General features: G+C 70.1%; 30 protein-coding genes. 16 read left to right on the forward strand and 14 right to left on the reverse strand.

Annotated features, from left to right (window positions below; all coding sequences use genetic code 11):
- Window positions 1-31 precede the first annotated feature (31 nt).
- From ABD235_RS10915 to ABD235_RS10930, 4 genes are all read left to right on the forward strand, one after another.
- Window positions 32-976, forward strand: a complete 945-nt coding sequence (locus ABD235_RS10915) for a manganese catalase (protein WP_344172685.1) — start codon at window positions 32-34, stop codon at window positions 974-976.
- Window positions 977-1,050: 74 nt separating this feature from the next.
- Window positions 1,051-1,257 carry a DUF6343 family protein gene (locus tag ABD235_RS10920; protein WP_344172687.1) on the forward strand — a complete coding sequence of 69 codons (207 nt, stop codon included), beginning with the start codon at window positions 1,051-1,053 and terminating at the stop codon, window positions 1,255-1,257.
- 5 nt (window positions 1,258-1,262) lie between these two features.
- Window positions 1,263-2,081, forward strand: coding sequence for an MBL fold metallo-hydrolase (locus ABD235_RS10925; RefSeq protein ID WP_344172689.1), 819 nt, complete (start codon window positions 1,263-1,265; stop codon window positions 2,079-2,081).
- A gap of 29 nt (window positions 2,082-2,110) precedes the next feature.
- Window positions 2,111-2,431 carry a hypothetical protein gene (locus ABD235_RS10930; protein ID WP_344172692.1) on the forward strand — a complete coding sequence of 107 codons (321 nt, stop codon included), beginning with the start codon at window positions 2,111-2,113 and terminating at the stop codon, window positions 2,429-2,431.
- Between the two features lie 9 nt (window positions 2,432-2,440).
- Here ABD235_RS10930 and ABD235_RS10935 read toward each other — a convergent pair whose 3' ends face one another.
- On the reverse strand, window positions 2,441-3,673 hold the full coding sequence (locus ABD235_RS10935) for a neutral zinc metallopeptidase (protein ID WP_344172694.1): 1,233 nt from the start codon (window positions 3,671-3,673) through the stop codon (window positions 2,441-2,443).
- 102 nt (window positions 3,674-3,775) lie between these two features.
- On the opposite strand from ABD235_RS10935, the gene ABD235_RS10940 reads away from it, so the two are divergent.
- Entirely contained in the window at window positions 3,776-4,369 is a 594-nt protein-coding gene (locus ABD235_RS10940; RefSeq protein ID WP_344172696.1) for a hypothetical protein, read from the forward strand.
- Between the two features lie 38 nt (window positions 4,370-4,407).
- A complete protein-coding gene (ctaD, locus tag ABD235_RS10945) occupies window positions 4,408-6,153 on the forward strand; it encodes an aa3-type cytochrome oxidase subunit I (protein ID WP_344172698.1) in 1,746 nt (581 codons plus the stop codon).
- Here the strand turns inward: ctaD and ABD235_RS10950 are convergent.
- Complete coding sequence (locus ABD235_RS10950; protein WP_344172700.1) at window positions 6,150-7,544, reverse strand: M20/M25/M40 family metallo-hydrolase; 1,395 nt, start codon at window positions 7,542-7,544, stop codon at window positions 6,150-6,152. The two genes, ctaD and ABD235_RS10950, sit on opposite strands and share 4 nt — an antisense overlap.
- A gap of 74 nt (window positions 7,545-7,618) precedes the next feature.
- Between ABD235_RS10950 and ABD235_RS10955 the strand changes: the two genes are divergently transcribed.
- On the forward strand, window positions 7,619-8,920 hold the full coding sequence (locus ABD235_RS10955) for an APC family permease (RefSeq protein ID WP_344172702.1): 1,302 nt from the start codon (window positions 7,619-7,621) through the stop codon (window positions 8,918-8,920).
- An 85-nt stretch (window positions 8,921-9,005) separates the two neighbouring features.
- Here ABD235_RS10955 and ABD235_RS10960 read toward each other — a convergent pair whose 3' ends face one another.
- Complete coding sequence (locus tag ABD235_RS10960) at window positions 9,006-9,518, reverse strand: universal stress protein (RefSeq protein WP_344172704.1); 513 nt, start codon at window positions 9,516-9,518, stop codon at window positions 9,006-9,008.
- A gap of 206 nt (window positions 9,519-9,724) precedes the next feature.
- Here ABD235_RS10960 and ABD235_RS10965 point away from each other — a divergent pair, with 206 nt between their 5' ends.
- Window positions 9,725-10,306: a TetR/AcrR family transcriptional regulator gene (locus ABD235_RS10965; protein WP_344172706.1), complete on the forward strand. Its 582-nt coding sequence runs from the start codon at window positions 9,725-9,727 to the stop codon at window positions 10,304-10,306.
- Between the two features lie 40 nt (window positions 10,307-10,346).
- On the opposite strand, the gene ABD235_RS10970 is transcribed toward ABD235_RS10965, so the two are convergent.
- The 5 genes from ABD235_RS10970 to ABD235_RS10990 form a co-directional block, all read right to left on the reverse strand.
- The gene (locus tag ABD235_RS10970) at window positions 10,347-11,042 is read right to left on the reverse strand and encodes a hypothetical protein (RefSeq protein ID WP_344172709.1); all 696 of its coding nucleotides are present in this window, start codon (window positions 11,040-11,042) and stop codon (window positions 10,347-10,349) included.
- Between the two features lie 68 nt (window positions 11,043-11,110).
- A complete protein-coding gene (locus tag ABD235_RS10975; RefSeq protein WP_344172711.1) occupies window positions 11,111-11,551 on the reverse strand; it encodes a TraR/DksA family transcriptional regulator in 441 nt (146 codons plus the stop codon).
- Window positions 11,552-11,660: 109 nt separating this feature from the next.
- Window positions 11,661-12,878, reverse strand: coding sequence for a PucR family transcriptional regulator (locus tag ABD235_RS10980; protein WP_344172713.1), 1,218 nt, complete (start codon window positions 12,876-12,878; stop codon window positions 11,661-11,663).
- Between the two features lie 10 nt (window positions 12,879-12,888).
- A complete protein-coding gene (locus ABD235_RS10985; RefSeq protein WP_344172715.1) occupies window positions 12,889-13,554 on the reverse strand; it encodes a response regulator in 666 nt (221 codons plus the stop codon).
- Entirely contained in the window at window positions 13,530-14,537 is a 1,008-nt protein-coding gene (locus ABD235_RS10990) for a sensor histidine kinase (protein ID WP_344172717.1), read from the reverse strand. Before ABD235_RS10990 ends, ABD235_RS10985 begins: the two co-directional genes overlap by 25 nt.
- Before the next feature lie 180 nt (window positions 14,538-14,717).
- Between ABD235_RS10990 and ABD235_RS10995 the strand changes: the two genes are divergently transcribed.
- From ABD235_RS10995 to ABD235_RS11015, 5 genes are all read left to right on the forward strand, one after another.
- Window positions 14,718-15,032, forward strand: a complete 315-nt coding sequence (locus tag ABD235_RS10995; RefSeq protein ID WP_344172719.1) for a TraR/DksA C4-type zinc finger protein — start codon at window positions 14,718-14,720, stop codon at window positions 15,030-15,032.
- Between the two features lie 8 nt (window positions 15,033-15,040).
- Entirely contained in the window at window positions 15,041-15,835 is a 795-nt protein-coding gene (locus tag ABD235_RS11000) for a rod shape-determining protein (RefSeq protein WP_344172722.1), read from the forward strand.
- A 121-nt stretch (window positions 15,836-15,956) separates the two neighbouring features.
- Entirely contained in the window at window positions 15,957-17,819 is a 1,863-nt protein-coding gene (locus ABD235_RS11005) for an FAD-dependent oxidoreductase (protein WP_344172724.1), read from the forward strand.
- Entirely contained in the window at window positions 17,819-17,971 is a 153-nt protein-coding gene (locus ABD235_RS11010) for a hypothetical protein (RefSeq protein WP_344172726.1), read from the forward strand. The genes ABD235_RS11005 and ABD235_RS11010 overlap by 1 nt, the downstream gene beginning before the upstream one ends.
- A 65-nt stretch (window positions 17,972-18,036) precedes the next feature.
- Entirely contained in the window at window positions 18,037-18,768 is a 732-nt protein-coding gene (locus ABD235_RS11015) for a lipoate--protein ligase family protein (RefSeq protein WP_344172728.1), read from the forward strand.
- 11 nt (window positions 18,769-18,779) lie between these two features.
- On the opposite strand, the gene ABD235_RS11020 is transcribed toward ABD235_RS11015, so the two are convergent.
- The gene (locus ABD235_RS11020; protein WP_344172730.1) at window positions 18,780-19,523 is read right to left on the reverse strand and encodes a GAF and ANTAR domain-containing protein; all 744 of its coding nucleotides are present in this window, start codon (window positions 19,521-19,523) and stop codon (window positions 18,780-18,782) included.
- A gap of 153 nt (window positions 19,524-19,676) precedes the next feature.
- Here ABD235_RS11020 and ABD235_RS11025 point away from each other — a divergent pair, with 153 nt between their 5' ends.
- Complete coding sequence (locus ABD235_RS11025; RefSeq protein ID WP_344172732.1) at window positions 19,677-19,859, forward strand: hypothetical protein; 183 nt, start codon at window positions 19,677-19,679, stop codon at window positions 19,857-19,859.
- A gap of 137 nt (window positions 19,860-19,996) precedes the next feature.
- Here ABD235_RS11025 and ABD235_RS11030 read toward each other — a convergent pair whose 3' ends face one another.
- The 3 genes from ABD235_RS11030 to ABD235_RS11040 are packed head-to-tail and all read right to left on the reverse strand — an operon-like array spanning window position 19,997 to window position 21,233.
- The gene (locus ABD235_RS11030; RefSeq protein ID WP_344172734.1) at window positions 19,997-20,455 is read right to left on the reverse strand and encodes a DUF6098 family protein; all 459 of its coding nucleotides are present in this window, start codon (window positions 20,453-20,455) and stop codon (window positions 19,997-19,999) included.
- Window positions 20,456-20,490: 35 nt separating this feature from the next.
- Entirely contained in the window at window positions 20,491-20,985 is a 495-nt protein-coding gene (locus ABD235_RS11035; RefSeq protein WP_344172736.1) for a DUF1269 domain-containing protein, read from the reverse strand.
- 14 nt (window positions 20,986-20,999) lie between these two features.
- Window positions 21,000-21,233: a hypothetical protein gene (locus tag ABD235_RS11040; RefSeq protein WP_344172737.1), complete on the reverse strand. Its 234-nt coding sequence runs from the start codon at window positions 21,231-21,233 to the stop codon at window positions 21,000-21,002.
- 109 nt (window positions 21,234-21,342) lie between these two features.
- Between ABD235_RS11040 and ABD235_RS11045 the strand changes: the two genes are divergently transcribed.
- Window positions 21,343-22,398, forward strand: coding sequence for a lysylphosphatidylglycerol synthase domain-containing protein (locus tag ABD235_RS11045; RefSeq protein ID WP_344172739.1), 1,056 nt, complete (start codon window positions 21,343-21,345; stop codon window positions 22,396-22,398).
- Here ABD235_RS11045 and ABD235_RS11050 read toward each other — a convergent pair.
- Together ABD235_RS11050 and ABD235_RS11055 are read right to left on the reverse strand one after the other, a co-directional pair.
- Window positions 22,395-22,655: an SHOCT domain-containing protein gene (locus ABD235_RS11050; protein WP_344172741.1), complete on the reverse strand. Its 261-nt coding sequence runs from the start codon at window positions 22,653-22,655 to the stop codon at window positions 22,395-22,397. The two genes, ABD235_RS11045 and ABD235_RS11050, sit on opposite strands and share 4 nt — an antisense overlap.
- Window positions 22,652-23,119, reverse strand: coding sequence for a DUF6325 family protein (locus tag ABD235_RS11055; protein WP_344172743.1), 468 nt, complete (start codon window positions 23,117-23,119; stop codon window positions 22,652-22,654). Before ABD235_RS11055 ends, ABD235_RS11050 begins: the two co-directional genes overlap by 4 nt.
- A gap of 177 nt (window positions 23,120-23,296) precedes the next feature.
- Between ABD235_RS11055 and ABD235_RS11060 the strand changes: the two genes are divergently transcribed.
- Window positions 23,297-25,297 carry a hypothetical protein gene (locus tag ABD235_RS11060; RefSeq protein WP_344172745.1) on the forward strand — a complete coding sequence of 667 codons (2,001 nt, stop codon included), beginning with the start codon at window positions 23,297-23,299 and terminating at the stop codon, window positions 25,295-25,297.
- Window positions 25,298-25,313 lie beyond the last annotated feature (16 nt).

Consider the following 25,313-nt stretch of genomic DNA (forward strand, 5'->3'; position numbering starts at 1 on the left):
GCCCGCGGTGTCTTTCGACGAAGGAGTGACGATGTTCCGGCACACCAAGCGGCTGCAGTTCGAGGCGAAACCAGAACGTCCTGACCCGGTGTACGCGCGCAAGTTGCAGGAGCTGATCGGTGGCGCGTTCGGCGAGATGAGCGTGACGATGCAGTACTTGTTCCAGGGCTGGAACTGCCGGGTCGAGGGCAAGTACAAGGACCTGTTGATGGACACCGCGACCGAGGAGATCGGCCACGTGGAGATGCTGGCCACGATGGTCGCGCGGCTGCTCGAAGGCGCCCCGGCGACGATGACCGCCGAGGCGGTGAAGGACCCGGTGATGGCCGCCGTGATCGGCGGCATGGACCCGATGCAGGCGATCGTGGCCGGCGGCGGGGCGTTGCCGGCGAACTGCCAGGGCGTGCCGTGGAACGGTGGCTACATCGTGGCCAGCGGCAACCTGCTGGCCGACTTCCGGGCGAACGCAGCGGCTGAGGCGCAGGGGCGGTTGCAGACCGCGCGGCTGTACAACATGACCGACGACCCGGGCGTGAAAGCGATGCTGCAGTTCAACCTGGCCCGGGACACGGTGCACCAGAAGCAGTGGCTGAAGGCGATCGAGGAGCTGGAGGCCGACGGGCTGGAGACCCCGATCGTCCCCAACGCCTTCTTCGACGAGGAGGACCAGGTCCACAACCACACCATCTGGGGCTTGTCCGACGGCACCGACGGGCCCACCGGCGGATGGTCCGAGGGCGACGACCCGCTGGAGTACCTGCTCGATCCCGAACCGCTGGGCGGCCCGGGGACCGCGCCGACTCCCGATCCCGCGCTGTTCAGCACCTACTCGACCGTGCAGGACGCCGAAGGCACCGTGAAGGCGAAGGCCCAGGCGGCGAAGAAGTCGAGCACGAAGAAGACCGCCGCGAAGAAGACGACGGCCCGGAAGACCGCCGGCAAGAAGACGGCGAAATCCGCCAGGAAGCGTGCGTAGGGCTGGGTACCGGAAAGGACCCGGGTCCGCCGCTCGCACCGGCGGCCCGGGTCCGCTCCCGAAGAGGTGATCCCATGCTGCCCACCGAAACCCGAACCCCGCTGGACCTGCGCCTCGTGCTCTCGTCGGCCGCGATGCTCGTGGCCGCCGTCGGAGCCATCGTGCTGGCCCTGCTCGGCCTGCCGCAACTCCTCGTCGCCGCACTGGCTCTGCTGGCCGCCGTGGCGCTCATCGATGTCGCGGGAATCCTCAGCGCCCGCCACGAATCCCGCCTCGGCTGATCACCATGCCGCCGTACGACGCAGCTCCCGGCGAGCACGCGATCACCTTCGTCGGCAACGCCACGACGATCATCCGGCTCGGCTCCTTCACCCTGCTGACCGACCCGAACTTCCTGCACCGCGGCCAGCGTGCCTACCTGGGCAAGGGACTCTGGTCCCGCCGGTTGCAGGACCCCGCGTTCACCGTGGCCGAGCTGCCGCCACTGGACGCGGTGGTGCTGTCGCACCTGCACGGTGACCACTTCGACCGGGTCGCGCGCCGGGAGCTCGACCGTTCGGTCCCCCTGGTGACCACCGAGCACGCCGCTCGGCGGCTGGCCCGGTCGGGCTTCGACACCCACGCCCTCGCGACCTGGGACACGTGGCAGCTGAGCAACGCCGACGAGACCCTGACCGTCGAGTCGATGCCCGGCCTGCATGCGCGTGGATTCCTCAGGACCATGCTGCCACCGGTGATGGGCTCGCTGCTCACCTACCAACGGGGCTCCGGTACGCCGTACACGATCTATCTGAGTGGTGACACGCTGACCGGCGACCACCTCGACGCGATCAGGGACCGCTGCCCGCAGATCGACGTCGCCGTCGTCCATCTCGGTGGCACCAGGATCCTGTTCTCGACGGTGACGATGGACGCCGTGCAGGGACTGGACTTCCTGCACCGGATCCGGCCCGGCGTCGCCGTACCGGTGCACTACGACGACTACCGGGTGATGAAGTCCCCGCTCTCGGACTTCCTCGCGGCCGTGCGGGCGGATCCCGAGCCGTGGCGGATCGCCGCGCCCGCGCGGGGCGAGACGATCACTCTGAAGAGCTCCCCACGTTAGCCCGACCTCCAGGAGGGAACCGGTCGACGATGATCGCACCACTGCTCACCGCGTCCTTGACCGTCGCCATGCTCGCCCAGGGCCCGGTGCAGGCTGCCCCCGACCTGGCGGCGTCCGCACCCACCGCGGTCTCCGTCGTCCCTGCCGCGGACAGCCCGTCCCCGACACCGTCGCTCGGCGCCACCACCACTCCGGCGGCCCAGCTGCCCGGTGACAACGACGGTGACGCGGCTGACTACTCGCAGACCGGTTTGGTCTTCGTCTCCGCCGGAGCCCTGGTGCTCGCGGTCGGCGGTTCCGTGGCCTTCTACCTGATCCGCCGCGGCCGCCGTCGCCGTACGCCGGCCTGACGCGCAGGCTCAGAGACAGGCTTTCGCGTTCTCGAACAGTCCGGTCCGCAACGACTTGGTCCTGGCGAACGCACCGCCGTTGTGGAAGCTGCTGGTGACCACCTCGGCCAGGGCCTCGTCGAGGTCACCCGGTGACAGCTGCGAGCTCTCGAGGTCGGAGCCGGCCAGGTACGCCAGCCACGCGCCCGTGAAGCAGTCGCGCTGGACGACCGCTTGTTCGCCGGTGGCGGGCAGGCCCAGTTCACCCTGCGCCGCCTGCGCCCAGGCCTGACTGAGCAACGTCCCGGTCGCGAGATCGCCGATCTGCTCGTGCGCCGCCTGCAGCTCCGGCGTCAGCCGGTCGACCGTCGGAGGCGGGGTGAAGGTCCGCCCGGGCTGGAGCTGCGGCAGGGTCGAGGTCCAGAAGGCGTTCAGGGTCCGGGTCAGGACGTCGACGGCTTCGGCGTACGGAAGATTGCCGCCGCTCTGGGACTCCGAGACCGTGCGGAACGGAAGCTCGGTGGTGACGACGCCCTGGCGCGGGAACTGCGCACACTTCGTCGCCCCTTGCTCGTAGCCGGTCTGGAAGGCATTCACCCGGTCGAAGCCGAGGCCGTGCGCCTGCTGCGCCGCGGCCGCCGTACCGGGTTGGTCCCGCAGGGTCAGGATCGTCGCCACGGCGCTGTCCAACGCGCCGTCCGTCAGCTCGACGGCATCCGCCTCGGACGTCTCCGCGTAGTGGGTCCACGATCCGGCGAAGCAGTCGGCCTGCAACTCCCGTACGACGGACGGCGCGTCGACGCCGGCCCGGGCCTGGACCGCGTGCCCGGTCTCGTGCGCGAGGACGATGGCCGGTGCGACGCTGCCGAACTGCTCGACCAGTCGCGGGAACAACTCGGCCGCGTCCCAGGCGATGTAGTCGTCCTGCCCACCCCCGCAGTAGAACGCGTTGCCGGCCAGGTCCTCGTACGTCTGCCGCTGCCCACCACACGAGAACGGCGCGCTCTGCGGCGTCTTCGCCTGATAGCCACCCGCGAGCCGGGCGAACTGCTGGTCGTAGACCTTCGGCATCTCAGCGGTCCAGTACGCCGTCAGGCTCTGCTGCGCCGCGTCGGTGACCCCGGTCGACTCGGCCGTCCGCCCGAGCGACACCTGCCCCTGGTCCACTTCACGGCGCTGGTTCGACACCAGGGCGATCGCGACGACGAGCGCCGCCACGACGACCAGCAGACCGAGGCGTGCGGACCCACTGTGCTTGTGCATGCGACGGCGGTACCCAACCGGTCGCGCTGTAGCCGCTCGAACTCGTCGGATTCGTGCCGCATGTGAGCCGATCGGCGGGGTACCACCGGTCGGGAGGTTCCGATGGCTACTCACCGCAAGAACATCACGCTGGTACCGATCCTGGCGCGCGGCGCGCATCGCGATCCGCGGCGCGGCGCCTGTTTCATGGAGTACGCGTCCCACCTGGCCGGCCTGGACTGGTCGGACCGGCCGGCCTGCACCCATCCCCTGCTGGCGCTGGTGGCACGGGAGGTGAACGACGAGATGTCCGACGCCGCGCGCGCCTCGCTGGTTCCGATGATTCCGTCGGTGATCGGCCTCGTCCCGACCGACCCACGGTTCGTGCCGTCGCTGGTGGTGCGCTGCGTGCGGCTGGTCCTGCCGATCGTGTCGCCGCAGTTCCGGCGAACGCTGACCCGCGCCGAGCGCAGGGCTCGAGACGTGCTGGCCGAACTGGAGGCGCAACAAGAACCCAGCCTGCGCGCCACCGGGTTCACAGCCGAGGCGCCGTTGATGGTGGCGGGGACGATCCGGGCGGTCTCCGACTTCCGGGCCCGCGACGCGGACGCGTTGCTGCGCCGGCTGCTGGCGGAGGCGATCGACGAGGCCCGGTCCTGGATGCACGATGCGAGCGACTCCGCGCCGGTGACCAGGCCGGCGGAGCGGGTGCGGTAGTGCGGCGTACGACGCTACGAAGGGGGTACTGACGGCCGATGGTGGATCTCGCACAGCGCCGACCGGTGGCGACCGTGGACGAAAGCACGTCCCGCGGCCGACTGGGACAGGCAGTGGTTCGCATCCTCACCACGACCGATCACAAGGTGATCGGCCATCTCTACCTGATCACGTCGTTTGCGTTCTTCCTGCTCGGCGGCCTGATGGCACTGCTGATCCGGGCCGAGTTGTTCTCCCCCGGACTGCAGATCGTCAACGAAGAGGTCTACAACCAGCTCTTCACCATGCACGGCACGATCATGCTGCTGCTCTTCGCGACCCCGCTGTTCGTCGGCTTCGCCAACGTGATCATGCCCGTCCAGATCGGCGCACCCGACGTCGCGTTCCCGCGCCTCAACATGTTCAGCTACTGGCTGTTCCTCTTCGGCGGACTCATTGCCTCGGCCGGATTCCTCACCCCACAAGGCGCCGCGGACTTCGGCTGGACGGCGTACTCGCCGCTGTCCGACTCCACGCGCTCACCGGGCATCGGCGCCGATCTGTGGATCATGGGGCTCTACCTGGCCGGTCTCGGCACGATCCTCGGGGCCGTCAACTTCGTCACCACCATCATCACCATGCGCGCACCGGGGATGACGATGTTCCGGATGCCGATCTTCACCTGGAACACCTTCGTCACTTCACTGCTGGTGCTCATCGCCTTTCCCATCCTGGCCGGTGCACTGCTGATGCTGGAAGCCGATCGAAGACTCGGCGCCCACGTCTTCGACGCCGCGAACGGCGGCCCAATCCTGTGGCAGCACCTGTTCTGGTTCTTCGGGCATCCCGAGGTCTACATCATCGCGCTGCCGTTCTTCGGCATCATCACCGAAGTCCTGCCGGTGTTCAGCCGCAAGCCCGTCTTCGGCTACATCGGCCTGGTTGCGGCAACGATCGCGATCGCCTTGTACTCAACGGTTGTCTGGGCGCACCACATGTACGTGACGGGCGCGATCAACCTGCCGTTCTTCTCGTTCATGACGTTCATCATCGCGGTGCCCACCGGCGTGAAGTTCTTCAACTGGATCGGGACGATGTGGGGCGGCGCGATCTCCTTCGACACACCCATGCTCTGGGCCGTCGGGTTCCTGACCACGTTCCTGTTCGGCGGCCTGACGGGCGTCATCCTCGCCTCGCCGGCCCTGGACTACCAGGTCTCCGACACCTACTTCGTCGTCGCCCACTTCCACTACGTCGTCTTCGGCACCGTCGTCTTCGCCATGTTCGCCGGCTTCTACTTCTGGTGGCCCAAAATGACCGGCCGAATGCTAGACGAGAAGCTCGGCAAGCTGCACTTCTGGCTACTCTTCGTCGGCTTCCACACCACCTTCCTCGTCCAGCACTGGCTCGGCGTCGAAGGCATGCCCCGCCGCTACGCCACCTACAGCGCCAACGAAGGCTTCACCACCCTCCACCAGGTCTCATCCATCGGCGCAATGATCCTCGGCGCCTCCACACTCCCCTTCCTCTACAACGTCTACAAATCCCGCAAATCCCCACTCGTCGGCGTCGACGACCCCTGGGGTTGGGGCCGCTCCCTGGAATGGGCGACCAGCTCACCCCCGCCGAGGCACAACTTCGTCAGCCTGCCGCGGATCCGCTCCGAGTCCCCGGCCTTCGACCTGCATCACCCCGACATCGCCAAGATGGAGTACGGCGACAGCGGCTCCCCCAGGGACAACCTGCTCGACGCCGGCGAGGACCAAGGCCGAGTCGAGAACCTGAACAGGAACGACGAGAACTAGCGCTCGCGAGCGTCCAGACGAGGCCACAGAGCCGCCAAGGTGGCGGCCCCGTGGCGCAGCACCTCGAGCGACACCCGCTCGTCGCTGTCGTGCCAGCGGTCCTCGGGCAGCCCCGTGCCGAAGAAGACGACCGGGACCTCGAGAACCCGCGCGATCAGCTCCGCCGGCCCACCGCCGGCGTTCCCCATCCGGCCCACGGGACCACCGAAGCCCTCCCCCATCGCCTCCGCGAGAGCTTGTACGGCGGGGCGGTCGGCGGGCGTCTCGTACGGCTCGGCCCCGCTCTGCTCGTCGACGTCGAACCGGTAGTCGACCGACGGGTCGATGGTGTCGGCCACCCACCGGCGAAGCTGCTCGGCCACGACGGGAACGGTCTGGTTCGGCACCGTCCGGATGCTCAGATCCGCCGCGGCCACGGCCGGGATCGTTGCGGTCGGCAACCCGACGGCGTCGCCACCGAGGATCGAGATCACCTCGATCGCCGGCCGCGTCCACAACTGCTCAGGAACGGTGTACCCGGCCTCGCCGGACGCGCTGCGGGTCTGCGACCGCGCCACCCAGTCGTCCTCGGAGAACGGCAGCGCACGCAGCTCCGCGCGGCGCTGTTCGCTGGGCTCCACGACGTCGTCGTAGAAGCCCGGGACGGTGATCCGGCCCTTCTCGTCGTACAGGCCGGCCAGGAGGCCGGACAGCGCGAGGATCGGATTGGGCGCGGGCCCGGACACGGCGCCCCCGTGGACGTCGCGCAGCGGTCCGTACACCTCGAGCCGGGCGTTGATCGTGCCCCGCGTCGAGGTGCAGACGGCCGGGTGGTCGGCGCGCCACAGCATCGTGTCGGAGAAGATCACCAGCTCGGCCGCCAGGCGTTCGCGCTGTGCTTCGAGGGTTCGCTCGAGGTGCGGCGAACCGGTCTCCTCCTCGCCCTCGACGAGGAACTTGAGGTTGACCGCCGGTGCCTCTCGGCCGGTGGCGGCGAGATGCGCTCGCAGCCCCCACAGATGGGCGAGCACCTGCCCCTTGGCGTCGGAGGCACCACGCCCGTACAGGAAGCCGTCGCGAACGACCGGCTCGTACGGGCCCGTCTCCTTCCACTGCTCGTCCTTGCTGATCCGGACGTCGTGGTGGCTGTACACGAGAACCGTCCGCGCTCCCGGCGTCGCGCACCACTCCGCGTAGACGGCGGGCGCCTCGTCCTCGGACCAGACCTCGACCGTCGGAAACCCGATGGCGCGCAGCGTCCCGGCCAGCCAGTTCGCCGACCGGTTCACCTCGACTGCCCGCTCCGGCAGCCCGGCCACCGACGGGATCCGGACCCACTCGGTGAGCTCGGCCACCAGGTCGGCCTCGTGGTCGGCCAGGAACTCGTGCGACGCTCTCTCGACGTACGCCATCAGTCCGCTGTACCCGCCGTCGTGGGCGTTAATCCGAGGAGTTGCCGACCGGTGACCCGTGGGCACCGGGACGTATGGCTCTGCGACGCGAAGTGACCACCCCGCTGCTCTACCTGTTCATCCTGGGCGACATCCTCGGCGCCGGTGTCTACGTGCTGGTCGGGCAAGTAGCCGCCGAGTCCGGCGGCGCGGTCTGGCTGCCACTCGTCCTCGCGCTGCTGCTCGCGCTGCTCACCGCGACGTCGTACGCCGAGCTGGTGACCAAGTACCCGCGCGCCGGCGGTGCCTCCTACTACGCCCACCGCGCCTTCGGGCCATTCGCCGGATTTCTCACCGGCTTCTGCATGCTTGCCGGAGGCATCGTTTCGGTCGCCGCGCTGGCCCGGGCCTTCGGCGGCGAGTACCTGGCCGAGTTCGTCACCTCGCCGCCGGCCCTCGTCGCACTGGTCTTCCTGGCCGCCCTCGGCGCGCTGAACGCGTACGGCATCAAGGACTCGCTACGGGCCAACATGGTCGCGACCGCCATTGAGGTGTCCGGGCTGCTGCTCGTCGTCGGCCTCGGCGCCTGGGTGATCGCCCGTGGCGACGCGGACCTCGGCCGGCTCACCCAGGTCGGTACGTCGAGCGGCGGTGTCGTCGCCGCGACGCTCAGCGGCGCCGTTCTCGCGTACTACTCGTTCGTCGGCTTCGAGACCTCGGTCAACGTCGCCGAGGAGACCAAGGATCCGCGGCGTTCGTACCCGCGCGCGCTCTTCGGCGCCCTCGCGACGGCCGGTGTCGTCTACCTCCTGGTCGGCCTCGTCGCGAGCGCCGCCGTACCGACCGATCAGCTCGTGAAGTCCAGCGGTCCCCTCCTGGAGGTGGTCCGGGCCGCCGGCGGCGTACCGACCTGGATCTTCAGCGCCGTCGCCCTCGTGGCGGTCGCGAACGGCGCCCTGCTCACCGGCATCATGTCCTCGCGCCTCGCCTACGGCATGGCCCGCGACGGCCTGCTCCCCCGCGCCCTCACCCGCTTGCTCCCAGGCCGCGGTACGCCGTGGGTCGCCATCGCCGTCACCAGCGGGCTCTCGCTCCTGCTGGCCCTCACCGGCGAGGTCGCCCAACTCGCTTCCACGCTGGTGCTGCTCCTGCTGGTCGTCTTCACCTCAGTCAACCTCGCGGTCCTGGTCCTCCGCCGCGAGCCGGTCGACGAGGACCACTTCCGCGCCCCCACCGCCGTCCCCGTCCTCGGCATCGCCTCGTGCCTCCTCCTTTTCACCCAGATCGAGGCAGGCGTCTGGCTCCGCGGCGGAATCCTGATCGCCGCCGGCCTGATCCTCGGCCTCGTCGCCGCCCGCACGAAGCGCCGGCACCAAGAGCCGGCCGCACGAGCGTGACCGACGGCGCCCGGGCGCACGGCCGCGGCCAACGGGGCCCGGCTGCACGGCCGTGAACAACGCGGCCGACAGGCCGCGGCGCGGGCTACGCGTCGACCAGATCCTTGCCTGGGGCACCTGGTTGGGGCTCCGCGACGGTCTGCTTCGCCGCCGCACCGGGGCGTTCGGCGTACGCGGGCGGGATGATGACCACGGGAACCGTCGCGTGCTGCGCGACCTGCTGACTCACCGAGCCGAGAAGCAGACTGGCGATACCGCCTCGTCCGCGTGAACCCACGACCAGCAGTGAACTGCCGCGCGCGGCCTCGATGAGGGCCTGCGCCGCGGGTCCCTGGACCATCACCTGGTCGAGCCGCACGAAGGTGCGCCCGGCCCGCTCGAGCGACTCGACACTGTCCTCCAGAGTCAACCGCGCTATTTCGGCGACCGTGGCGGGGTCCACCATCATCGCGCCGTACGGCGAAGTCACCCCGGCGGCCGGCAGCCACGCGTGGACGACAACGAGAGCGGCGCCCCGCACCTCGGCCTCGGCGGCGGCCCACTCCAGGGCCTGCTGTGCTGTTTCGCTGCCGTCGACACCGACGACGATCTTCTGCATGTCTCCTCCTGGGTAGTGGGTGATCACCGTGTATTTCGAGCGAAGAGGCGAAGGGTGATGAGAACCACCGTCACCCCGAGCACCATCAACAGGACCAGGTCGCTTCCATCCGTCGCTGCCATCGCTGCTACTCCCTCTCTGTCCGAATTAACGATACATTCAGTGTAGCGTAATTAGCTGCCGATCTGTTCCGGGAGACTGGTGCCATGCCTCACAGCTCAACAGGTCGCGGCCGGCCCCGTCTGGAGTCGACCGACGACCGCATCCTCCAAGCGGCGCTCGAACTGCTCCGCGCCAAAGGCCCGGCCGCGGTGAACGTGGACGCCGTGGCCGCCCGGTCCGGCGTGGCCCGTACGACGATCTACCGCCGCTACCGCAGCCGCGACGAACTGATGGCCGCCGTCCTGGAGCGACTGTTCGACCCCGCCGTCCTGCCCCCGGATCTTCCGGTCGGCGAGAAGCTGCGCTGGGTCCTCGACCGGATCAGCGACATCCTGGAGAACCGCCTCGGTCCCGGCGCCACCGCCGCGGTCGTCGCCGACACCGATCCGGAGTTCACCGCCGCCGTCCGCGCACGCCTGGCGGGCCGGCTGAGTGGGCTCACCGACCTGATGAACGCCGACATCAAGACCGGCCGGCTGCACGCGACCGTCGACCCCGACACCGTCCTCGGCGTACTGATCGGCGCCTATCTCGCCGAGGTCCTGCGCTTCGGCTCCCCCCGCCCCGGCTGGACCGACCGCGTCCTGGGATTCGTCACTCCGGCGGTGACCGCCGAGACCGACTAGCGCCCGAACGGCGTGGACAAAGCCGAAGCACAGCTGTCCGTTACTTGTCCGTGTCGTGCAGCAGCGCGTCCCAGTCGATGGATGCGCCACCTGCCGCGCCGTCGCCGAGGACGAACCGGCTGGGGTCGCCCGCCGCTCGCGGGCCCGATGCCAGCCACGCCGCCAGTCCGCTCGCGGTGCGGCGCTCGATCTCGTCGAGGTACGCCCGCCGCTCGTCGACGATTCGCAACTTTTGCTCCGCCGTACCGGCCCGTTGCAGAGCGGAGAAGCTGACCCGCCAGGCCAAGCACAGGGCTCTGTCGTCGAGGAGGTCCAGCGCGATGCGCGGCGGAGGCTTGGGACCAGGCTCCTCAGGACGAGAGCGCTCGCTTTCCGACAGGTGGCCGTGCTCGCGGAGTTTTCGAAGGCAGTACGTCGCGACAGCCGGCGAACCACCCACGACGAGCGCCGACAGCAGCACGGCTGTCGGCGCGCCCAGCAAGGTCGCCAGGCCGAGGAACGCGACAGCGCCCGCCGCGGACGACATCGCACTGACGGTCACGACTCGCCGTCGACGCCGCGGAGCGAGATCGGCGCCAGGGTTGTCCAGAACGACCATGGCCGCGACGCCGCCCGTGAGCGCCGCCGGAACCATCAGCAGGACAACGCCCGCGAGAGGCCACGTCGCGGCCATGACGAGGCCCAGCACGCCGACCAGGCCACAGAAGCTCCACCAGGCGATCCGATAGGCCTTCATGTCCCGCTCCCCTTCTGCGGCGTGATTCGGTCGGGCAAGTCACCGGGTGGTTTCCGGGGTCGGTCGATTCACCAGTTCGACGGTGGGTCGCTGGCCGGGAAGGAGTCGCGGCCCCAGACGTCGACGATGTGGGGCTGGGCCGGTCGGTGCTCTTCGCGTGACTGGTCGGCGTACTCGCACCGCAGGCAGAGGGCTGCCATTGGAAGAGCATGGAGGCGGTCCCCGGTCAGCGGACCGGCACACCGCTGGCAGGTGCCGAAGCTGCCGATGGCCAGCCGGAAGAGCGCGGCGTCGATCTCGCTCAGGACGCCGGCCGCGGCCCGCTTCAACGCCGCGTTCACCTCCGCCAGCGCCTCGTTGGTGATCGACTCCGCCTCGTAGGCGAGTTTGGTCAGCTGGTCGAGGCGGAACTGTCGTTGCTCCTGCAGTTCCTGGCGGAAGAACTCAAGGTCGACCGCCTGCTGAGTGCGTCGTACGTCGCCGGCGCGCTCAGTGTTCAGGTCTGTCATCTCGGCTCCCTTCATGCCTCCAGCCTGCCGCGCTCCACCCTGTTCGGGTACGGCGGTCACCGGCCAACCTCGAGCGCCCACGTTGCCGCCGCCCGGCAATGTCGGCTGGTCAGGAGACCGACGGCAGCTCGCGCTCGGGCCACTCCAGCAACCGTGCGCCCAGCACCGCGGCCTGCAGGGTGAACCGGTCGGTCGGTACGCCGGGATCGAGGCCCGTCAACGTGCGGATCTTGCCGAGCCGGTAGGTGATGGTTCGCACCGCCACGTTGATCCGGCGGGCAGCCTCGGTCGCGACTTCTCCGGCGGCGAAGTAGGCCTCGAGCGTGGCCACGAGCGGCTCGGCCCCGCCGCGGGCCCGGCCGAGCGGACCGAGCACGCTGGTGATCAGGTCACCGATGGCCGCCTGGTCCCGCACCAGGACCCGGTAGATGAGCATGTCCCGGGCCGTCACGACATCGGGCTGCAACCGCAGGCGACCCGTGAGCACCAACGCTTCGCGGGCCTCCTCGTACGACCGGGCGATCCCGTAGGCCCCCGGATAGGCCCGTCCGGTGGCCACCCGCCATCGCCGTTCCTCGCGGTGCCGGGTCAGCGCGGCCTGCATCAGCCCGCCGATCTCACCGCCCGTCTCCACGCCGGCCGACGTCACGGCAGGAATCAGGACCACGAGCAGGTCGTCCTTCGTCGCGACGAGCACGTCGCGGTCCCCCAGCTGGTCGAGGACGAACCGTTCCAGCACGCTGACCGTGAGCTCGCCTTCGGGCAGGCCCGCGTCCGAGGTGGCCAGTACGACGTGGTGGGCCCGGCCGAGATCGAGCCCGAACGGCTCGGCGCGCTCCACGATCCGCGACAGGTCGGAGTCCCCCCGCAACAGGTCGTCGACCAGCTCCCGCCGCAGCGACTCTTCGTGCCGGATCAGCTGCCGCGTCGCCGCCTGGTAGCTGTCCACCAGTACGGCGATCGCGTCGCTGGCCCCGCGGAGCACCGCTTGCGCCGAAGCCCGTACGGCGTCGCGGTCGCGGTGCGGCACGACGTCGGGCAGGTCACGCCACATCCGCCACGCCGCCGAGAGGTACAGGTCGACCACTCGGCCCGCGGGGATTCCCTGCTCGGCCGCTCGTCGTCCGAGCTCGCGCACGATCGCCAGCTCGTAGTCGCGGGGCCTCCGGCCGGAGATCGCGACGTCGGCCAGCAGGCCCAGGTACTCGACCACGAGATCCAGCGGGGCCTCGGTCTTCCCCGCGGCCGCCTTCGCGAGATCGAGCAGCCACGCCCGGTCGGGACCGCCGGCGGCCGGTCGGGCTGGGGTTCGGTCCGAGGTGGTCATCTGGCTCCTGTCAGGGCTGGACCAGGCCGGCCCGGATGGCGTAGCGGGTGAGCTCCAGCCGGTCGCGCATCCCCAGTTTCTGCAGCATGTTCGCCCGGTGCCGCTCGACGGTCTTGACGCTGATGAACAGCGTTTCCCCGATCTCCTTGGACGAGTAGCCCTCGGCAACGAGTTTGAGCACCTCCTCCTCCCGCACGGTCAGCACCCGTTCGGGAAGGTCGTGGCCACGCCGCAGCCGGTCGAGGTAGTTGCGGATCAAGGCGTTCACCGCACCGGGATAGAGGAACGGCTCACCGCGCATCGCCGCCCGGCAGGCCTCCACCAGGTCGCGGTCGACGACCGACTTCAGCACGTAGCCGGCGGCTCCGGACTTCAGCGCCTCGAAGAAGTACTGCTCGTTGTCGTACATCGTCAGGATCAGGATCCGCAGGCCGGGATGGGCGGCCGACAGTTCGCGGGCCGCCTGGAGCCCGGTCATCCGCGGCATGGCGATGTCGAGGATGGCCAGGTCGACCGCGGTGGTGCGGGCCAGCTCGACCGCCTCCCGGCCGTCGCCGGCCTCGGCGACCACCGACAGATCGGGCTCGCCCTCCAGGATCAGCCGGACCCCGCGCCGTACCAGCGCGTGGTCGTCGGCGAGCAGGATCCGGGTCACGCCTTCTCCGGGCCGCGCCATGTCAGTCCCCCCTCCTGATCGATGCGCACCGACAACGTCACGACGGTCCCGCGACCGGATCCGGACTTCAGGTCGAGGGATCCGCCCACCAGCAGGGCCCGCTCGCGCATGCCCCGCACTCCGTCGCCCTCCTCGGCGAGCCCGAGGCCGCGGCCGTCGTCCTCGATCCGCAGCACGACCCGCTCACCGTCGTGACTCAGCCGCAGCTCCACCTGGGTGGCTTCGGCATGCCGGGCGACATTGGTGAGCCCTTCCTGGGCCACCCGGTAGAAGACCAGCTCGGTCTGTTGATCGAGCGCGGGCAGACCGGGCTGGAACTCGTGGTGCACCGGCAGGCCGGCGTGGGTCGAGATCTCCGTCGCCAGCGAGGTCAAGGCGCTGACGAGGCCGAGGTCGTCCAGCACACCGGGGCGTAGCCGCCGCGCCAACCGGCGTACGTCGTCCAAGCTGGCCCGGGTCGTCTCCTGCGCCTGGTTCAGGTCCGCGCGCAGCACGGGATCGTCGACGCGGTCGGCGGCCCGTTTGAGCTCCATCAGTACGGCGGTCAGGCTCTGGCCCACCTCGTCGTGGAGCTCTTGGGAGATCCGGCGACGCTCGGCTTCCTGCGCCGACAGCGCGCGGGAGTTGCTCGCGGCCCGCTCGGCCTCCAGTCTGGCCAGCATCTCGTTGAAGGCACGGATCAAGCGCGTCACTCCGCCCTGCCCGGCCACGGGAAGACGTTGTCCCGGACGCAGCAGGTCCACCGTCGCCATCTGACGCGTCAGTCGGTCCAGTGGCGCCAGCCCGAGCTGCAGCAGGACCGCGTTGGCGACCAGCATCACCGCCAGACCGACCACCAGCACGACGGCCTCGGTGAACAGGACCGGCACCGACACGGTGACCGGTGCCCACAGCAACAATGCTGTGGCCGCGCACAGCACCACGGCGTTCAGGACGAAGATCCGCCAGAACAGCGGGACCGACGTCACCTCGACAGGTCGCATACCCCCAGCCTGCCCCCTCGCCCGGGTTCCGTCGATCGGGGGTGACACTCATCCGCTACGCCGTCGGCCGAAATGGGTGTTGAGCCCGATGGTGGGAGCGCGTCCTGGCGGCAACCCTTGAGGCAGGCCGCACCGGTACCGGATCACCAGGCCTCCCGACAACGCCGAAAGGACGCCCTCATGAGCACCGACGTGGGCCGCCCCCAGCACCTCACCGTGCACGAAGCCCGCCAGCGGCTGGAGCACGAGCGCAACTCCCGGCTCGTACAGCTACGAGCCATCGAAGCCGGCGCCGGTCCCGCCGAAGCGGACCTGAGGAACGCGCAAACCGCGGCCATCCAGCGGACGCTCAAGGAGATCGAGGCGGCCGGACAGCGCCTGCTCGACGGCACGTACGGGACCTGTTCGAGCTGCGCCACCGCGATCCCCGCCGAACGGCTCGAGATCCTTCCGTACGTCCGCTTCTGCGTCACCTGCCAGCAGCGATCGACCTGAGCGCCGTCATGAACACTGAGCCGGCCAGACGCCGCAGCGTCTGGCCGCGCGGTCGTTCGAGGCCCGGCGTCGCGATCGATCTCGGCAGCGCCCGCACCCGCGTCTGGACCTCCGACGCCGGCCTGGTGGCCGACGCGCCTACCGTGTCGTCGTTCCGGGACGAGCTCAACCATCCGGTACGGCGCGGCAGCATCGTCGACCCCGAAGGCGTCGCGTGGTTGCTGAGGCACCTGCTGCACGGCACCGGCACCCTCGGAGCACGCCCCGGAATCCTCGTCCTGACCATGCCCGCGCTCTGCACGGCAGCCGACCGAGCCGCCGGCTTGTCCGCGGCCGAGGTTCTCGACCCGGCGACCGTTCTCACCGTCGACGGCGTCAAAGCCGCAGCCATCGGAGCCAACGCCGATTTCAGCGGACCTCAGCTCGTCGTCGACTTCGGCGCCCATCTCACCGAGGTGGCGCTCCTGTGCGAGGGATCGGTCAGCGCAGCCAGTTGCACTGCCATCGGCACCAGCGACCTCGCAGGCTCAGTCACGACCACCACGCTCGTCGAGGTCGTGCTCGACATGGTCAGCGGCTTGCTGCGCACCGACTGCGGGCCGCAGATCGTCGACGCCCTCGACACCGGGCCGGTGCTCACGGGCGGCGGCAGCCTCCGACCGGCGATCGTCTACCAACTGTCCAAGCGGTTGTCGTGTCAGGTCCGGCCGGCGCCCAGGCCGCACACCGCCGCCGTTCGCGGCGCGGCGCAACTCGTACTGGCCGCGCACCGGCATCCCAGCAGCAGCCTCCGACGGACCTGAGCCCCGCGCCGCCTTCGCGTGTGGTGTCGGTCATGTTCCGGGCAGACCGGGAATGGAACGCGCGTCTATTTACGCTACACATGGTGTATCGGAAATAGATGAAGCAGCTCAGGAGGACATCATGGACAACAGTTCGGCACGACACCGCGGCTCGATCGGCACCGTGGCGCAGCTCGGGATCCCCGGCGAGGTGGACGTGGCGGTCGTCGGCTCCGGCGGGGCGGGGCTGATGGCGGCACTGTCGGCCGCGAAGGCGGGAGCGCGGGTGCTCGTCGTGGAGTCCCGGGAGATCGTCGGTGGAGCCACCGGGATCTCCGCGGGTGCGGCCTGGATCCCCAACCACGGCTTCTCGACCGAGGCCCTGCAGGTGAACGACGACCTCGATCAGGCCCGCGAGTACATCTACGGCGAGGGCCGGGACCAGGTGCTCGACCACGACCTCGTCGAGCAGTTCCTGCGCACGGGTCCCGAGGTCGCCCGGTTCGTCGAGGAGCACGCCCGGTTCGGATGGATCCCGACGCTCTGGCCCGACTACCGCTCCGACATCGCCGGCGCGTCGGTCGGCCGGGCGCTCTTTCCCGGTCCCTACTCCCCCGAAGGACTCGGCGAGGCCGCCGCGTTCGTCCGCCCGGCCCTGACGACCGGCATGGCCAAGAACCCGCTCCCGTTCTGGTTGCTGGGCGGGATCGGCAGTGACGACGTGTGGCTCGCGGGTCCGGCCCTGGTCGGAGCCCTGCTGGAAGCCGTACTGCGCAACGGCGTCGACGTCCGCGTCGAAGCGCCCGCGGTCCGGCTCGTCACCGACGAACCGGGAGTGCAGGGCGTCGTGATTCGGACCGGCGGGGTCGAACACACGGTGCTCGCCGGTCAGGGCGTCATCCTGGCCAGCGGTGGGTTCGAGAGTTCGCCCGAAGTCACCACGGCCTACCTCGGCGCGCCTTTCGGCGTACAGGTTTCTCCGAAGGGCCATGACGGCATCGCGATGCAACTGGCGCAGGAGCTCGGCGCCGACCTGACCGGTGTGGAGGACGCCTGGTGGATGCCGGGGGTGCAGCTGCCCGGTGAGGAACTCGAGGGCCGGCCGCTCGGTCGCGTGTTCCTGGGCGAGCGCGCACTTCCGCACAGCATCATGGTGAACAGCAAGGGCGAGCGCTTCGCCAACGAGGCGCTCCCCTACGACCAGCTCGGCAAGATCATGCGGGAGGCCGACCCGCAAACCGGTGCCCTGCCGAACGCCACGGCCTGGCTGATCTTCGACCACACCTACTGGACCAAGTTCGGGATCTTCGGCGTCGCGCCCGGTGGCACGGTGCCCGACTATCTCCATCGTGCGGAGACCCTGTCCGAGCTGGCCGCCGAGATCGGGGTCGACGAGGCCGGGCTGCTCGGCACTGTCGAGCGGTTCAACCCCGGCGCTGCCCGAGCCCAGGATCCGCAGTTCAACCGCGGCGACACCTTGTTCGACCGCTACTTCGGCGCGTACTACCCGCGGCTGGGCAAGAACTCGCCCGACGCGAGGTTCCCCGCCGTCACCGCGAAGGCCCGCACCGCCTTCGCCGCGCTGATCGGGCCCCTGGTGAGCAAGCTCGCGGGACGGGTGGCGAGGAGGAACGATCCCGACCGTCTGCGCAAGGCCGTGGTCGGGCCCCTGGCACGGATCATCCGGCCTGTCCTGAAGAGCCCGAAGTCCAGCGTGCTCGGGCCGATCGAGACCGCGCCGTACTACGCACTGCAGGTCGAAGCCAGCGCGCTCGGCACCGTGGGCGGCCCGCGGACCGACGCCCTCGGGCGCGCGCTGGACACCGACGGCCAGGTCATCCCGGGCCTGTACGCCGCCGGCAACGCGGGAGGCGCACCCACCAAGGGCTTCTACGGAGGCGCCGGCGGGACGATCTCGCTCGGCCTGGTGTTCGGCTTCCTGGCAGGACGAGAAGCAGCCCGGCAACCGAAGAGCGCGCACCTCGTGGCGGGTGAGCGGAAATGATGAGTACGACGACGCTCGAGATCGCACTCCTGGTCCTGATCGCGGTGGCAACGCTCGCGGTGTGCTTCGGAGGCATCGTGCTGGCCTACCGGGTGGAGCAGGACACCTCGGACAAGGCAGCTCGCGCCCGTCGCACCACCAAGGAGTTGTAGTTGCTCACGGCAACCAAGGCCTGACTGGGTGCGGACTGTCAGGCGGAGGGTGACACGATGGTGGCATGCAGCTGTTCGTGGGTCCCGTCGGTGATGCGGCGATGGAGCTGGCTGTGGGCAACGCCCTGGTCCGGCGGGCGTCCAGCGGTGAGGTGACCGACGCGATCCGCATCTACCGGCCCGCCGAACCGGTGCTGGTCTTCGGGCGGCGGGACACGCGTCACCCCGGGTTCCCGGCCGCCGTACAGGCCGGGCGCGAGGCCGGCTTCGTGCCGCTCGTCCGTGCGGTCGGCGGACGACCGGTGGCCTACACCTCGGAGGCCGTCGTCGTCGACCACGTGCGCCACGACGCGCGCGCTACCGAGGACCACCAGCGGCGTTTCGCCGACTTCGGAGTCCAGTACGCCGACGCGCTGCGTGAGCTCGGCATCGACGCGCGGGTGGGCGAGGTTCCCGGCGAGTACTGTCCCGGAGCGCAGAGCATCAACGCCCGCGGTGCCGTCAAGCTGGTCGGCACCGCTCAGCGGGTCGTCCAGCGCGCGTGGCTCTTCAGCTCGCTGACTGTCACCGGCGACGACGACCCGATCCGCTCACTCCTGACCGAGGTCTACGCCCACCTGGAACTCCCCCTCGATCCCGCGACCGTCGGCTCGGTGACCACCGAACGCCCGGATCTGACCTCGGCAGAGGTCGAGCAACACTTCCACGCCGCCTTCGCCCCCGGTACGACGCCGACCGCCCTCGATCAGCCCACCCTCGACCTGGCCGCGTCGTACGCCCCCGATCACCGAGTGTGAAGGTGAGCCCGCTACCGGTGGGCGCCGGCCTCGGCGTTGCGGACGAGCTCGGCCGCCACGTCGCGGAGCTTGCGGTTCGTCTGGCGGCTGAAGCGGACCAGCGTCTCGAAAGAGCGGCCGGCGGTGATCGAGTAGCGCTCCATCAGCAGGCCGACCGCCTGTCCGATCAGGTCGCGGGTCTCGAGGGCGGCCAGAAGGTTCTCGGCCCGCTGCGCGCCTGAGTAGGCGACGGCTGCTTGGGCGGCGAGCAACCTGCCGACGTGCTCGGACTCGTCGGTGAACGCGCCGGCCTCGTGCGCGTACAGGTTGAGCGCGCAGAGGCTGTCGTCCTTCACGAACAGGGGGAACGCCAGCATGCTCAGAGCGCCCAGTTCGGCCGCGCGCGGCGCGAACCGCGGCCAGCGGGTCTCCCGGCGCATGTCCTCGACCCGGACGATGCGCCTGTGGCGCAGAGCGTCCAGGCACGGTCCTTCCCCGACCTCCGACATCAGCGCGTCGACCTGGGCCGGCAGCTCGCCCGACTCGGCCTTGTGGACGACGCGGTGGCTGTCGGCCACCTCGGTCACCGAACCGGCTCGAGTCCCCGGAACCAGGTCCATCGCGGCGTCCACTGCTTCTCGCAGTACGTCGTCGGGGTCGTCCACGTGGTGCAGTTCCCGGGCCAGTTCGCTCAGCACGTGGGCGAGCACCTCCGGTCCGGCCTGCTCGTTTCGAGGTGCCGGCCCGAGACTCCACAACCTGCGGCGATCGGTCACGAGCTCTCCCAACCCCTCCTGGGTAGCACCGCGCGGCGGCCCAGTCCAGGGGTGACAAGATGTGGAAGGGTCTTGATCGCCGCGCTTCCAAAGGTCATAGTGGTTCAGCCTCAGACATTCGGGCGCCGCTCACCGCGACCTGTCGAGGCTTCCATGCGCGATCACGAGACCAGCACCGTTCCGCAACTGATCGTTGCCCTGCTCGTCGTCGAGGACGAGTTGCGCGCAGCCCGCCGCAGCGCCGATCTCGAGCGACTGACGGCCCTGATCCGGCGCAAACAGCTCACGCTGCACGAGCTCCGCCGCCGCCACCGGCAACTGTCGAGTCCGGCCTGACCCGCCACCCACCGTCCGGTTGCGGGCCCGCCCTCTTCGGAGGGGACAGGGGGAGCGGGCCCGCAACCACCTTCCGCCACAGAACGAGAAGTGTTGCGCCCGCTACCTGCGCACCGGCAGGTCGCGCCGGTGCCAGTTCACGTCGAGTCCCGGCCGACGTCGAAGCGCTCCTGGTACAGGGCTTTCGCCTCGTCCAGCGCCCGCCGGCCGATCCGAACCAACGGACGGACCTCGACGACCAGCGGTTCGTGGTCCGGTCCCCAGCCCGCCACCTCACCGGTCAGCAGCCACGGGTAGCGGTCCTCCTCCTCGCCCAGTTCGGCGTACTTGCACACCCGCCGTGCGATCCAGTCCTCCGGCTGGCGAGGCCACCACGGCTCAGGGGTGACCGGTGTCGCCGACAGGCCGGGCAGATCCACGTCCGCCTCGTAGTCCCGGCTCACCCCGGACTCGGCGTCGTGCCAGGGACCCTTCGAGTACCGCAGCAGTACGCCGTCCCGCCGGTCGATGAACTCGACCAGCTCGGCCAAGCTCCCGATCACCGGGAGCTCGCGCGGCAGCTCCGCCACCACCCGCGGCGACAACTTCTCGCTCATGCCGCCGCGGTACCCGCCCAAAAGCCCGCCATGCCCTACTCGGCGAACATCTCCCGCAGGGCCTGTTCCTGCTCGGCCGAGAGGTTCGACTGCATCAGCTGCGGCTTCTGAAGGCCGGTGGCGTCGAAGGTCGCCTTGACCTGCTCGCGGGCCACGTCGCTGGTGAGCAGGAACAGAGCCGACGTACCGGGCGTGATCTCGTCCCGGACCGCCTTGATGAACTCGTCGTCGATCCCCACGTCGACCAGGGACCCCGCGACGGCGCCCGACGCCGCGCCCAGGGCGGCCCCGGCCAGCGGCATCAGGAAAATCAGGCCGAACAGCATCCCCCAGAACATGCCGCCGATCGCGCCGGCGCCGGTGAGGTTGCGGACCTGCCGGGTCTTGGGACGTCTGGCCTCCGGCTGCCACGACACCGACGCGGCGTCGTGGATCTTCAGCACGTCCTGTTTCGCGAGCACCTCCAACGTGGCGATGGCCTGGTTCGCGGCGTCCCAGCTCGCGAACCGCCACACGGTCAAAGTCGCCATCGCACTGCTCCAATTCACCGGGATGGGCGGCCACTGTCGGGCGACCGGTTCGGCGGGACCTGCAGGACCTCCAGGATGTCCACGCCGAGCATGTCCAGATGATTGAGTACGCCGGCCAGTGCCGCCTGGTCGACGAGGTAACCGTGCAGGACGGTCTGCGCGGGCTCCGCGTCGGCCGACAGCGCGGGGAACGCATCCGTCAGGTCGCGCGACAACTCGCCTTTGACCCGGATGACGTAGTGGCCCATGACGCAACGCCCCTTTCACCCAACACCTCGATGCTGCTGCGCCGGGCCGCCGGTCGACTCCCCCGGATCGGGGGATGGTGGTACCGCTCCGGCTCCGCACGCTGTTGCCATGGCCGAGCCTCTTCCGCATCCCGCGACACCGGCGGACGCCGCCCCCAAGCGGAAGATCCCGAAACCCCTGGTGCGGTTCGGCCGGATCGCTCTCGTCGTCGTGGTGGCGTGGCTGCTGCTGCGCCTGCTCCGTGACGTCAGCTGGTACGACGTGGGCGCGGCGGTCGCGCACCTCAGCGTCTGGCAGATCGCGGTCCTGCTGGTCGCCGTACTGCTGCGGCGCGCACTGCTGGCCGCGCCACTCGCGCTGCTGATCACCGGGCTGGGCTACCTGCGGGCGATGGTCAACGACGTCGCGGCGGCATCCGTCGCGATGATCGCGCCGTCGCCGAGCGACGTCGTGATCCGGCTGGCCATGTTGCGGTCGTGGGGCATCGACACCACCAACGCCGCGTCTGGCCTGACCGTCAGCACGCTGCTGTTCTACGTCGCGCGGCTGGCCGCGCCCGTTGGAGGGTTCCTGCTGTTCTGGGCCACCCGGACCTTCTACGCGCCGTTCGCCTGGGCGGCCCTGCTGTTCGGCAGCGCCGCCGCGCTGCTGCTGGGCGGACTGCTCTACGCACTGCGGGCCGAGCGCACGGCCGCGAAACTCGGCCGTCTGCTCGGATCCCTGCTGCGCCGGGTCCGGCCTTCCACTCGGGGCCCGGACGTCTGGGCCGGACTGCTGGTCGACTTCCAGTCGCACAGCGCCGAGCGGATGCGCCGGCGCGGAGCGCTCGCGGTCGCCAGCCAGATCGCGCTGGTCGCCGTGGAGGCGAGCGTCCTCATTCTCTGCCTGGTCTTCGTCGGCGTGAAGCTCGACGGACCGACACTCGCGATCCTCGCGTGCAGCTTCCTGATCGTGTACCCGCTGAGCGGGCTGCCGATGATGGGCGCGGGAATCCTCGACGCGACGTACGCCGCCTTCGTCGCCGACCACAGCACGGTGGCCGCGACCGACCTGGTCGCCGGACTGCTGGTCTGGCGGGTCGCCGTCCAGCTCCTGCCGGTGGTGGTCGGTCTGCTCACCGTGCTGGTGTGGCGACGGCTCAACGCCAAAACCGGCGGAGCCTAGTCCGTCGTACCGAGGATCTTGGCCTTCTCGGCCTCGAACTCCGCCTCGGTCAGTACGCCGGAATCCCGCAGCTCGCCCAGCTCCCGCAGCTGCCGCAGCGCGGCGGACCGCTCGTCGCCGGCCGAGGCCGCGGGCGGTGGTGGAGCCGTGGTCGACGCGGCCCAGGCTCCTTGCTGCCGGGCTGCTACCCGGTTGTGCACTCGCGACGCCGTACCGGCGATGACGGCGGTCCGCGCCGCGGTCCTGAGCAGTCTCACGTCAGATCCTCCGGTCCGGTGCCGAGGGCCGCTTCGAAGTCGGCGGCCGGGATCCGTCCGGCGGCGGCCAGCCGCCCGCCCTCCTGCCGGAGCGCGGCCTCCATCGCGACGATCCACTCGTTCTCGTAGATGACGACGACGCCGAGGTTCCCGGGCTCGACGAACTCCCCGGCCTGCCGGAGATCCTCGGCGTCCAGCAGGCCTGAACAGGCTCCGGCGAACGGCAGCAGCTCCGGCAGACCCCAGTTGTTCGGTGCGACGAGGGACAGCGATCCGTCCGCCGCCTTCCGGACCACCTCGAGGTCCAGGACCCGTACGACATCCCGCTCGGCCAGCTGCAGCAGCGCACCGAACCCGTCCTTGCCCGGACCGTCCGGCGGGATCTCGATCACCAGCAGGTCGATCGGACCGAGGACCTGATCGGCGTCCTGCCCGGACACCTGCGACGACACCTGCGACGACATCAGCGACCTCCGCTCGCGCCGCGGGTGCGCGCGACCCATGCGTCGTACGCCGGCACGACCGTCATGGTGCCAGGCCCTTTCCGTCGCGCGGCTCACCCGATTCGGGTGAGCCCGCGGGCCCGGCGGCATCAGCGTTGGATGGTGTGGTGACCCACGCGGCGCACTCATCCTGAGGGCATGGCCGCGACCGCGTGGAGACGTGTTCTCCCGCTGGTCCTGTCCGCCGTCGCGGCGGCAGTACTCCTGTGCCCACCCGGCCGGGCAGTGGCCGCCGGCCCTCAGGACGAGGCCGGGCAAGCGCTGGCCGAGCGCTACTCCCCCGTCGTCCGGTTGCAAGGGGACTCGTCCCGCTGCGCCGACGGCGAGCAGTTCCGGCCGACCGACGTGGAAGCCGTGCTGGGCGATCAACAGGTCGCGCTGCGCGGTCCCTGGCGACCACCGGACCTGATCAAGCCGCAGCCGGAGGGAAGCGACATCGGACGCGGTTACCCCGGCCACTTCCTCGACTTCCCCGGTGATCCGCTCCGGCCCGGATGCGGCTACGCGGAGTGGTCCGCGGCGATCAACTCGGTGCATCCGGCAACGGTCTACGCGCACGTCGTCGCCGATCCGGGACACCCAGGCCAGCTGTCCTTGGAGTACTGGTTCTTCTACGTGTTCAACGACTACAACAACACCCACGAAGGAGACTGGGAGTCGATCCGGCTGGTGTTCGACGTCCAGACCCCGGAGGCCGCGCTGGGCACCGCGCCGACGGCGGTCGGCTACAGCCAGCACGGCGGCGCCGAACGGGCGCTGTGGGATGACGCGAAGCTCGAGATCGTCGACGGCACGCACCCGGTCGTCTACCCGGCGGCGGGTTCGCACGCGAACAAGTTCGGCCGGCGCCTGTACCTCGGCCGCGGCTCGGAGGGACTGGGCTGCGACGACACGACCAGGCCGCTGCCCGGGATCAGTCCGCGCGTCGCCTACGTCCCGATGGCGCGCGCGGACTACCTGACGCAGTACCCCTGGCTGGCTTTCGAAGGGCGTTGGGGCGAACGGCAACGCTCCTTCTTCGACGGCCCGACCGGACCGAACATGAAGAGCTCGTGGACCAGGCCGATCGAGGACGCCGAGTCGACCTGGCGCGACGACAGCAACACGGTCCCCGCCGGGAGCGTTCTCGGACCGAGCAGCACCGGCGCCTTCTGTACGGCGGTCGGTACCGGCTCGAACCTGCTGCGCGAGACGCTCGACCGGACCTGGCTGCTCGGTCTGCTGCTCACGGCGCTGGTGGTCCTGATCTGGTTCGCCGCGAGCCGGACGCGGTGGACCGACGCGGATCCCCTGCCCGCCCGTAAGCGCCGCGCCTGGGGCCAGACGGTCGTCGCCGCCGCGAGGTTGTTCAGGCATCGCGTCGGCCTGTTCACCGGTTTCGCCACCGCCTTCGTCGTCCTGAGCCTGGTGACGGTCGCCTTGGCGAGGATCCAGGTGGCCAGGCGGGACGCTCCGGCCGACCTCGGTGCTCCGACCGAGAACGCGACCGGCTTCTGGGCGTCCCTGCTCGCGCTGGCGGTCACGATCCTCACGCTCGCGACGTACGTCGTCCTGCTGTCGGCCGTCACGGCGACACTCGACCAGCTCGACCGTGGGGGCCCGGCGACGACCGAGCACGCCCTGCGCCAGGTGAGCGCGAACTGGCGGCCGGTGACCCGCGTCGCCGTGCAGTACTTCGTCGTGATCGCCGTCCTCACGATCTTCGTGGCGACGATCCCGGTGGCGATCTACTACGCCGTCAGTCGCGCCTTTGCTCTGCCGGTCGTCATGGCCGAACACTGCTCCGGCCGTACGGCGCTGAAGCGCAGCCGCTTGCTGATCAGGGGCCGGTGGTGGCGCACCGCGGGGCCGCTCGCGGTCGTTCTCGGACTGGGTGTGGCGGTCGGGCCGGTCGCCGGGATCCTGCTGCTGCTCGGCACGGACCTGTCGGCCACGCTGATCGACGTGGTGTCGTCGCTGCTGTTCGCCCTGGCGATGCCGGTCGCCGCCGCGGCCCTCGCCTACCTGTACTACGACCGCGCGACGTCAGGGCCTCGATCACCTGGATCAGGTGAGCTTCCCGACGCCGGCCGAACCTACGCTCGGGGTGGTGACGGGAGCGTCGAGCCCGACCTGACGCCGGTGCGCTCCGACTCCTGAACCGACGGAGGAGGTC

The organism is Kribbella lupini (assembly GCF_039529595.1).
GTDB classification, from domain to species: domain Bacteria; phylum Actinomycetota; class Actinomycetes; order Propionibacteriales; family Kribbellaceae; genus Kribbella; species Kribbella lupini.

Excerpts from the sequence above, each read along its gene's own strand:
- ABD235_RS10915 (WP_344172685.1), top strand. The coding sequence starts at position 32 with ATGTTCCGGCACACCAAGCGGCTGCAGTTCGAGGCGAAACCAGAACGT.
- ABD235_RS10920 (WP_344172687.1), top strand. The coding sequence starts at position 1,051 with ATGCTGCCCACCGAAACCCGAACCCCGCTGGACCTGCGCCTCGTGCTC.
- ABD235_RS10925 (WP_344172689.1), top strand. The coding sequence starts at position 1,263 with ATGCCGCCGTACGACGCAGCTCCCGGCGAGCACGCGATCACCTTCGTC.
- ABD235_RS10930 (WP_344172692.1), top strand. The coding sequence starts at position 2,111 with ATGATCGCACCACTGCTCACCGCGTCCTTGACCGTCGCCATGCTCGCC.
- ABD235_RS10935 (WP_344172694.1), bottom strand. The coding sequence starts at position 3,673 with ATGCACAAGCACAGTGGGTCCGCACGCCTCGGTCTGCTGGTCGTCGTG.
- ABD235_RS10940 (WP_344172696.1), top strand. The coding sequence starts at position 3,776 with ATGGCTACTCACCGCAAGAACATCACGCTGGTACCGATCCTGGCGCGC.
- ctaD (WP_344172698.1), top strand. The coding sequence starts at position 4,408 with ATGGTGGATCTCGCACAGCGCCGACCGGTGGCGACCGTGGACGAAAGC.
- ABD235_RS10950 (WP_344172700.1), bottom strand. The coding sequence starts at position 7,544 with ATGGCGTACGTCGAGAGAGCGTCGCACGAGTTCCTGGCCGACCACGAG.
- ABD235_RS10955 (WP_344172702.1), top strand. The coding sequence starts at position 7,619 with ATGGCTCTGCGACGCGAAGTGACCACCCCGCTGCTCTACCTGTTCATC.
- ABD235_RS10960 (WP_344172704.1), bottom strand. The coding sequence starts at position 9,518 with ATGCAGAAGATCGTCGTCGGTGTCGACGGCAGCGAAACAGCACAGCAG.
- ABD235_RS10965 (WP_344172706.1), top strand. The coding sequence starts at position 9,725 with ATGCCTCACAGCTCAACAGGTCGCGGCCGGCCCCGTCTGGAGTCGACC.
- ABD235_RS10970 (WP_344172709.1), bottom strand. The coding sequence starts at position 11,042 with ATGAAGGCCTATCGGATCGCCTGGTGGAGCTTCTGTGGCCTGGTCGGC.
- ABD235_RS10975 (WP_344172711.1), bottom strand. The coding sequence starts at position 11,551 with ATGACAGACCTGAACACTGAGCGCGCCGGCGACGTACGACGCACTCAG.
- ABD235_RS10980 (WP_344172713.1), bottom strand. The coding sequence starts at position 12,878 with ATGACCACCTCGGACCGAACCCCAGCCCGACCGGCCGCCGGCGGTCCC.
- ABD235_RS10985 (WP_344172715.1), bottom strand. The coding sequence starts at position 13,554 with ATGGCGCGGCCCGGAGAAGGCGTGACCCGGATCCTGCTCGCCGACGAC.
- ABD235_RS10990 (WP_344172717.1), bottom strand. The coding sequence starts at position 14,537 with ATGCGACCTGTCGAGGTGACGTCGGTCCCGCTGTTCTGGCGGATCTTC.
- ABD235_RS10995 (WP_344172719.1), top strand. The coding sequence starts at position 14,718 with ATGAGCACCGACGTGGGCCGCCCCCAGCACCTCACCGTGCACGAAGCC.
- ABD235_RS11000 (WP_344172722.1), top strand. The coding sequence starts at position 15,041 with ATGAACACTGAGCCGGCCAGACGCCGCAGCGTCTGGCCGCGCGGTCGT.
- ABD235_RS11005 (WP_344172724.1), top strand. The coding sequence starts at position 15,957 with ATGGACAACAGTTCGGCACGACACCGCGGCTCGATCGGCACCGTGGCG.
- ABD235_RS11010 (WP_344172726.1), top strand. The coding sequence starts at position 17,819 with ATGAGTACGACGACGCTCGAGATCGCACTCCTGGTCCTGATCGCGGTG.
- ABD235_RS11015 (WP_344172728.1), top strand. The coding sequence starts at position 18,037 with ATGCAGCTGTTCGTGGGTCCCGTCGGTGATGCGGCGATGGAGCTGGCT.
- ABD235_RS11025 (WP_344172732.1), top strand. The coding sequence starts at position 19,677 with ATGCGCGATCACGAGACCAGCACCGTTCCGCAACTGATCGTTGCCCTG.
- ABD235_RS11030 (WP_344172734.1), bottom strand. The coding sequence starts at position 20,455 with ATGAGCGAGAAGTTGTCGCCGCGGGTGGTGGCGGAGCTGCCGCGCGAG.
- ABD235_RS11035 (WP_344172736.1), bottom strand. The coding sequence starts at position 20,985 with ATGGCGACTTTGACCGTGTGGCGGTTCGCGAGCTGGGACGCCGCGAAC.
- ABD235_RS11040 (WP_344172737.1), bottom strand. The coding sequence starts at position 21,233 with ATGGGCCACTACGTCATCCGGGTCAAAGGCGAGTTGTCGCGCGACCTG.
- ABD235_RS11045 (WP_344172739.1), top strand. The coding sequence starts at position 21,343 with ATGGCCGAGCCTCTTCCGCATCCCGCGACACCGGCGGACGCCGCCCCC.
- ABD235_RS11055 (WP_344172743.1), bottom strand. The coding sequence starts at position 23,119 with ATGTCGTCGCAGGTGTCGTCGCAGGTGTCCGGGCAGGACGCCGATCAG.
- ABD235_RS11060 (WP_344172745.1), top strand. The coding sequence starts at position 23,297 with ATGGCCGCGACCGCGTGGAGACGTGTTCTCCCGCTGGTCCTGTCCGCC.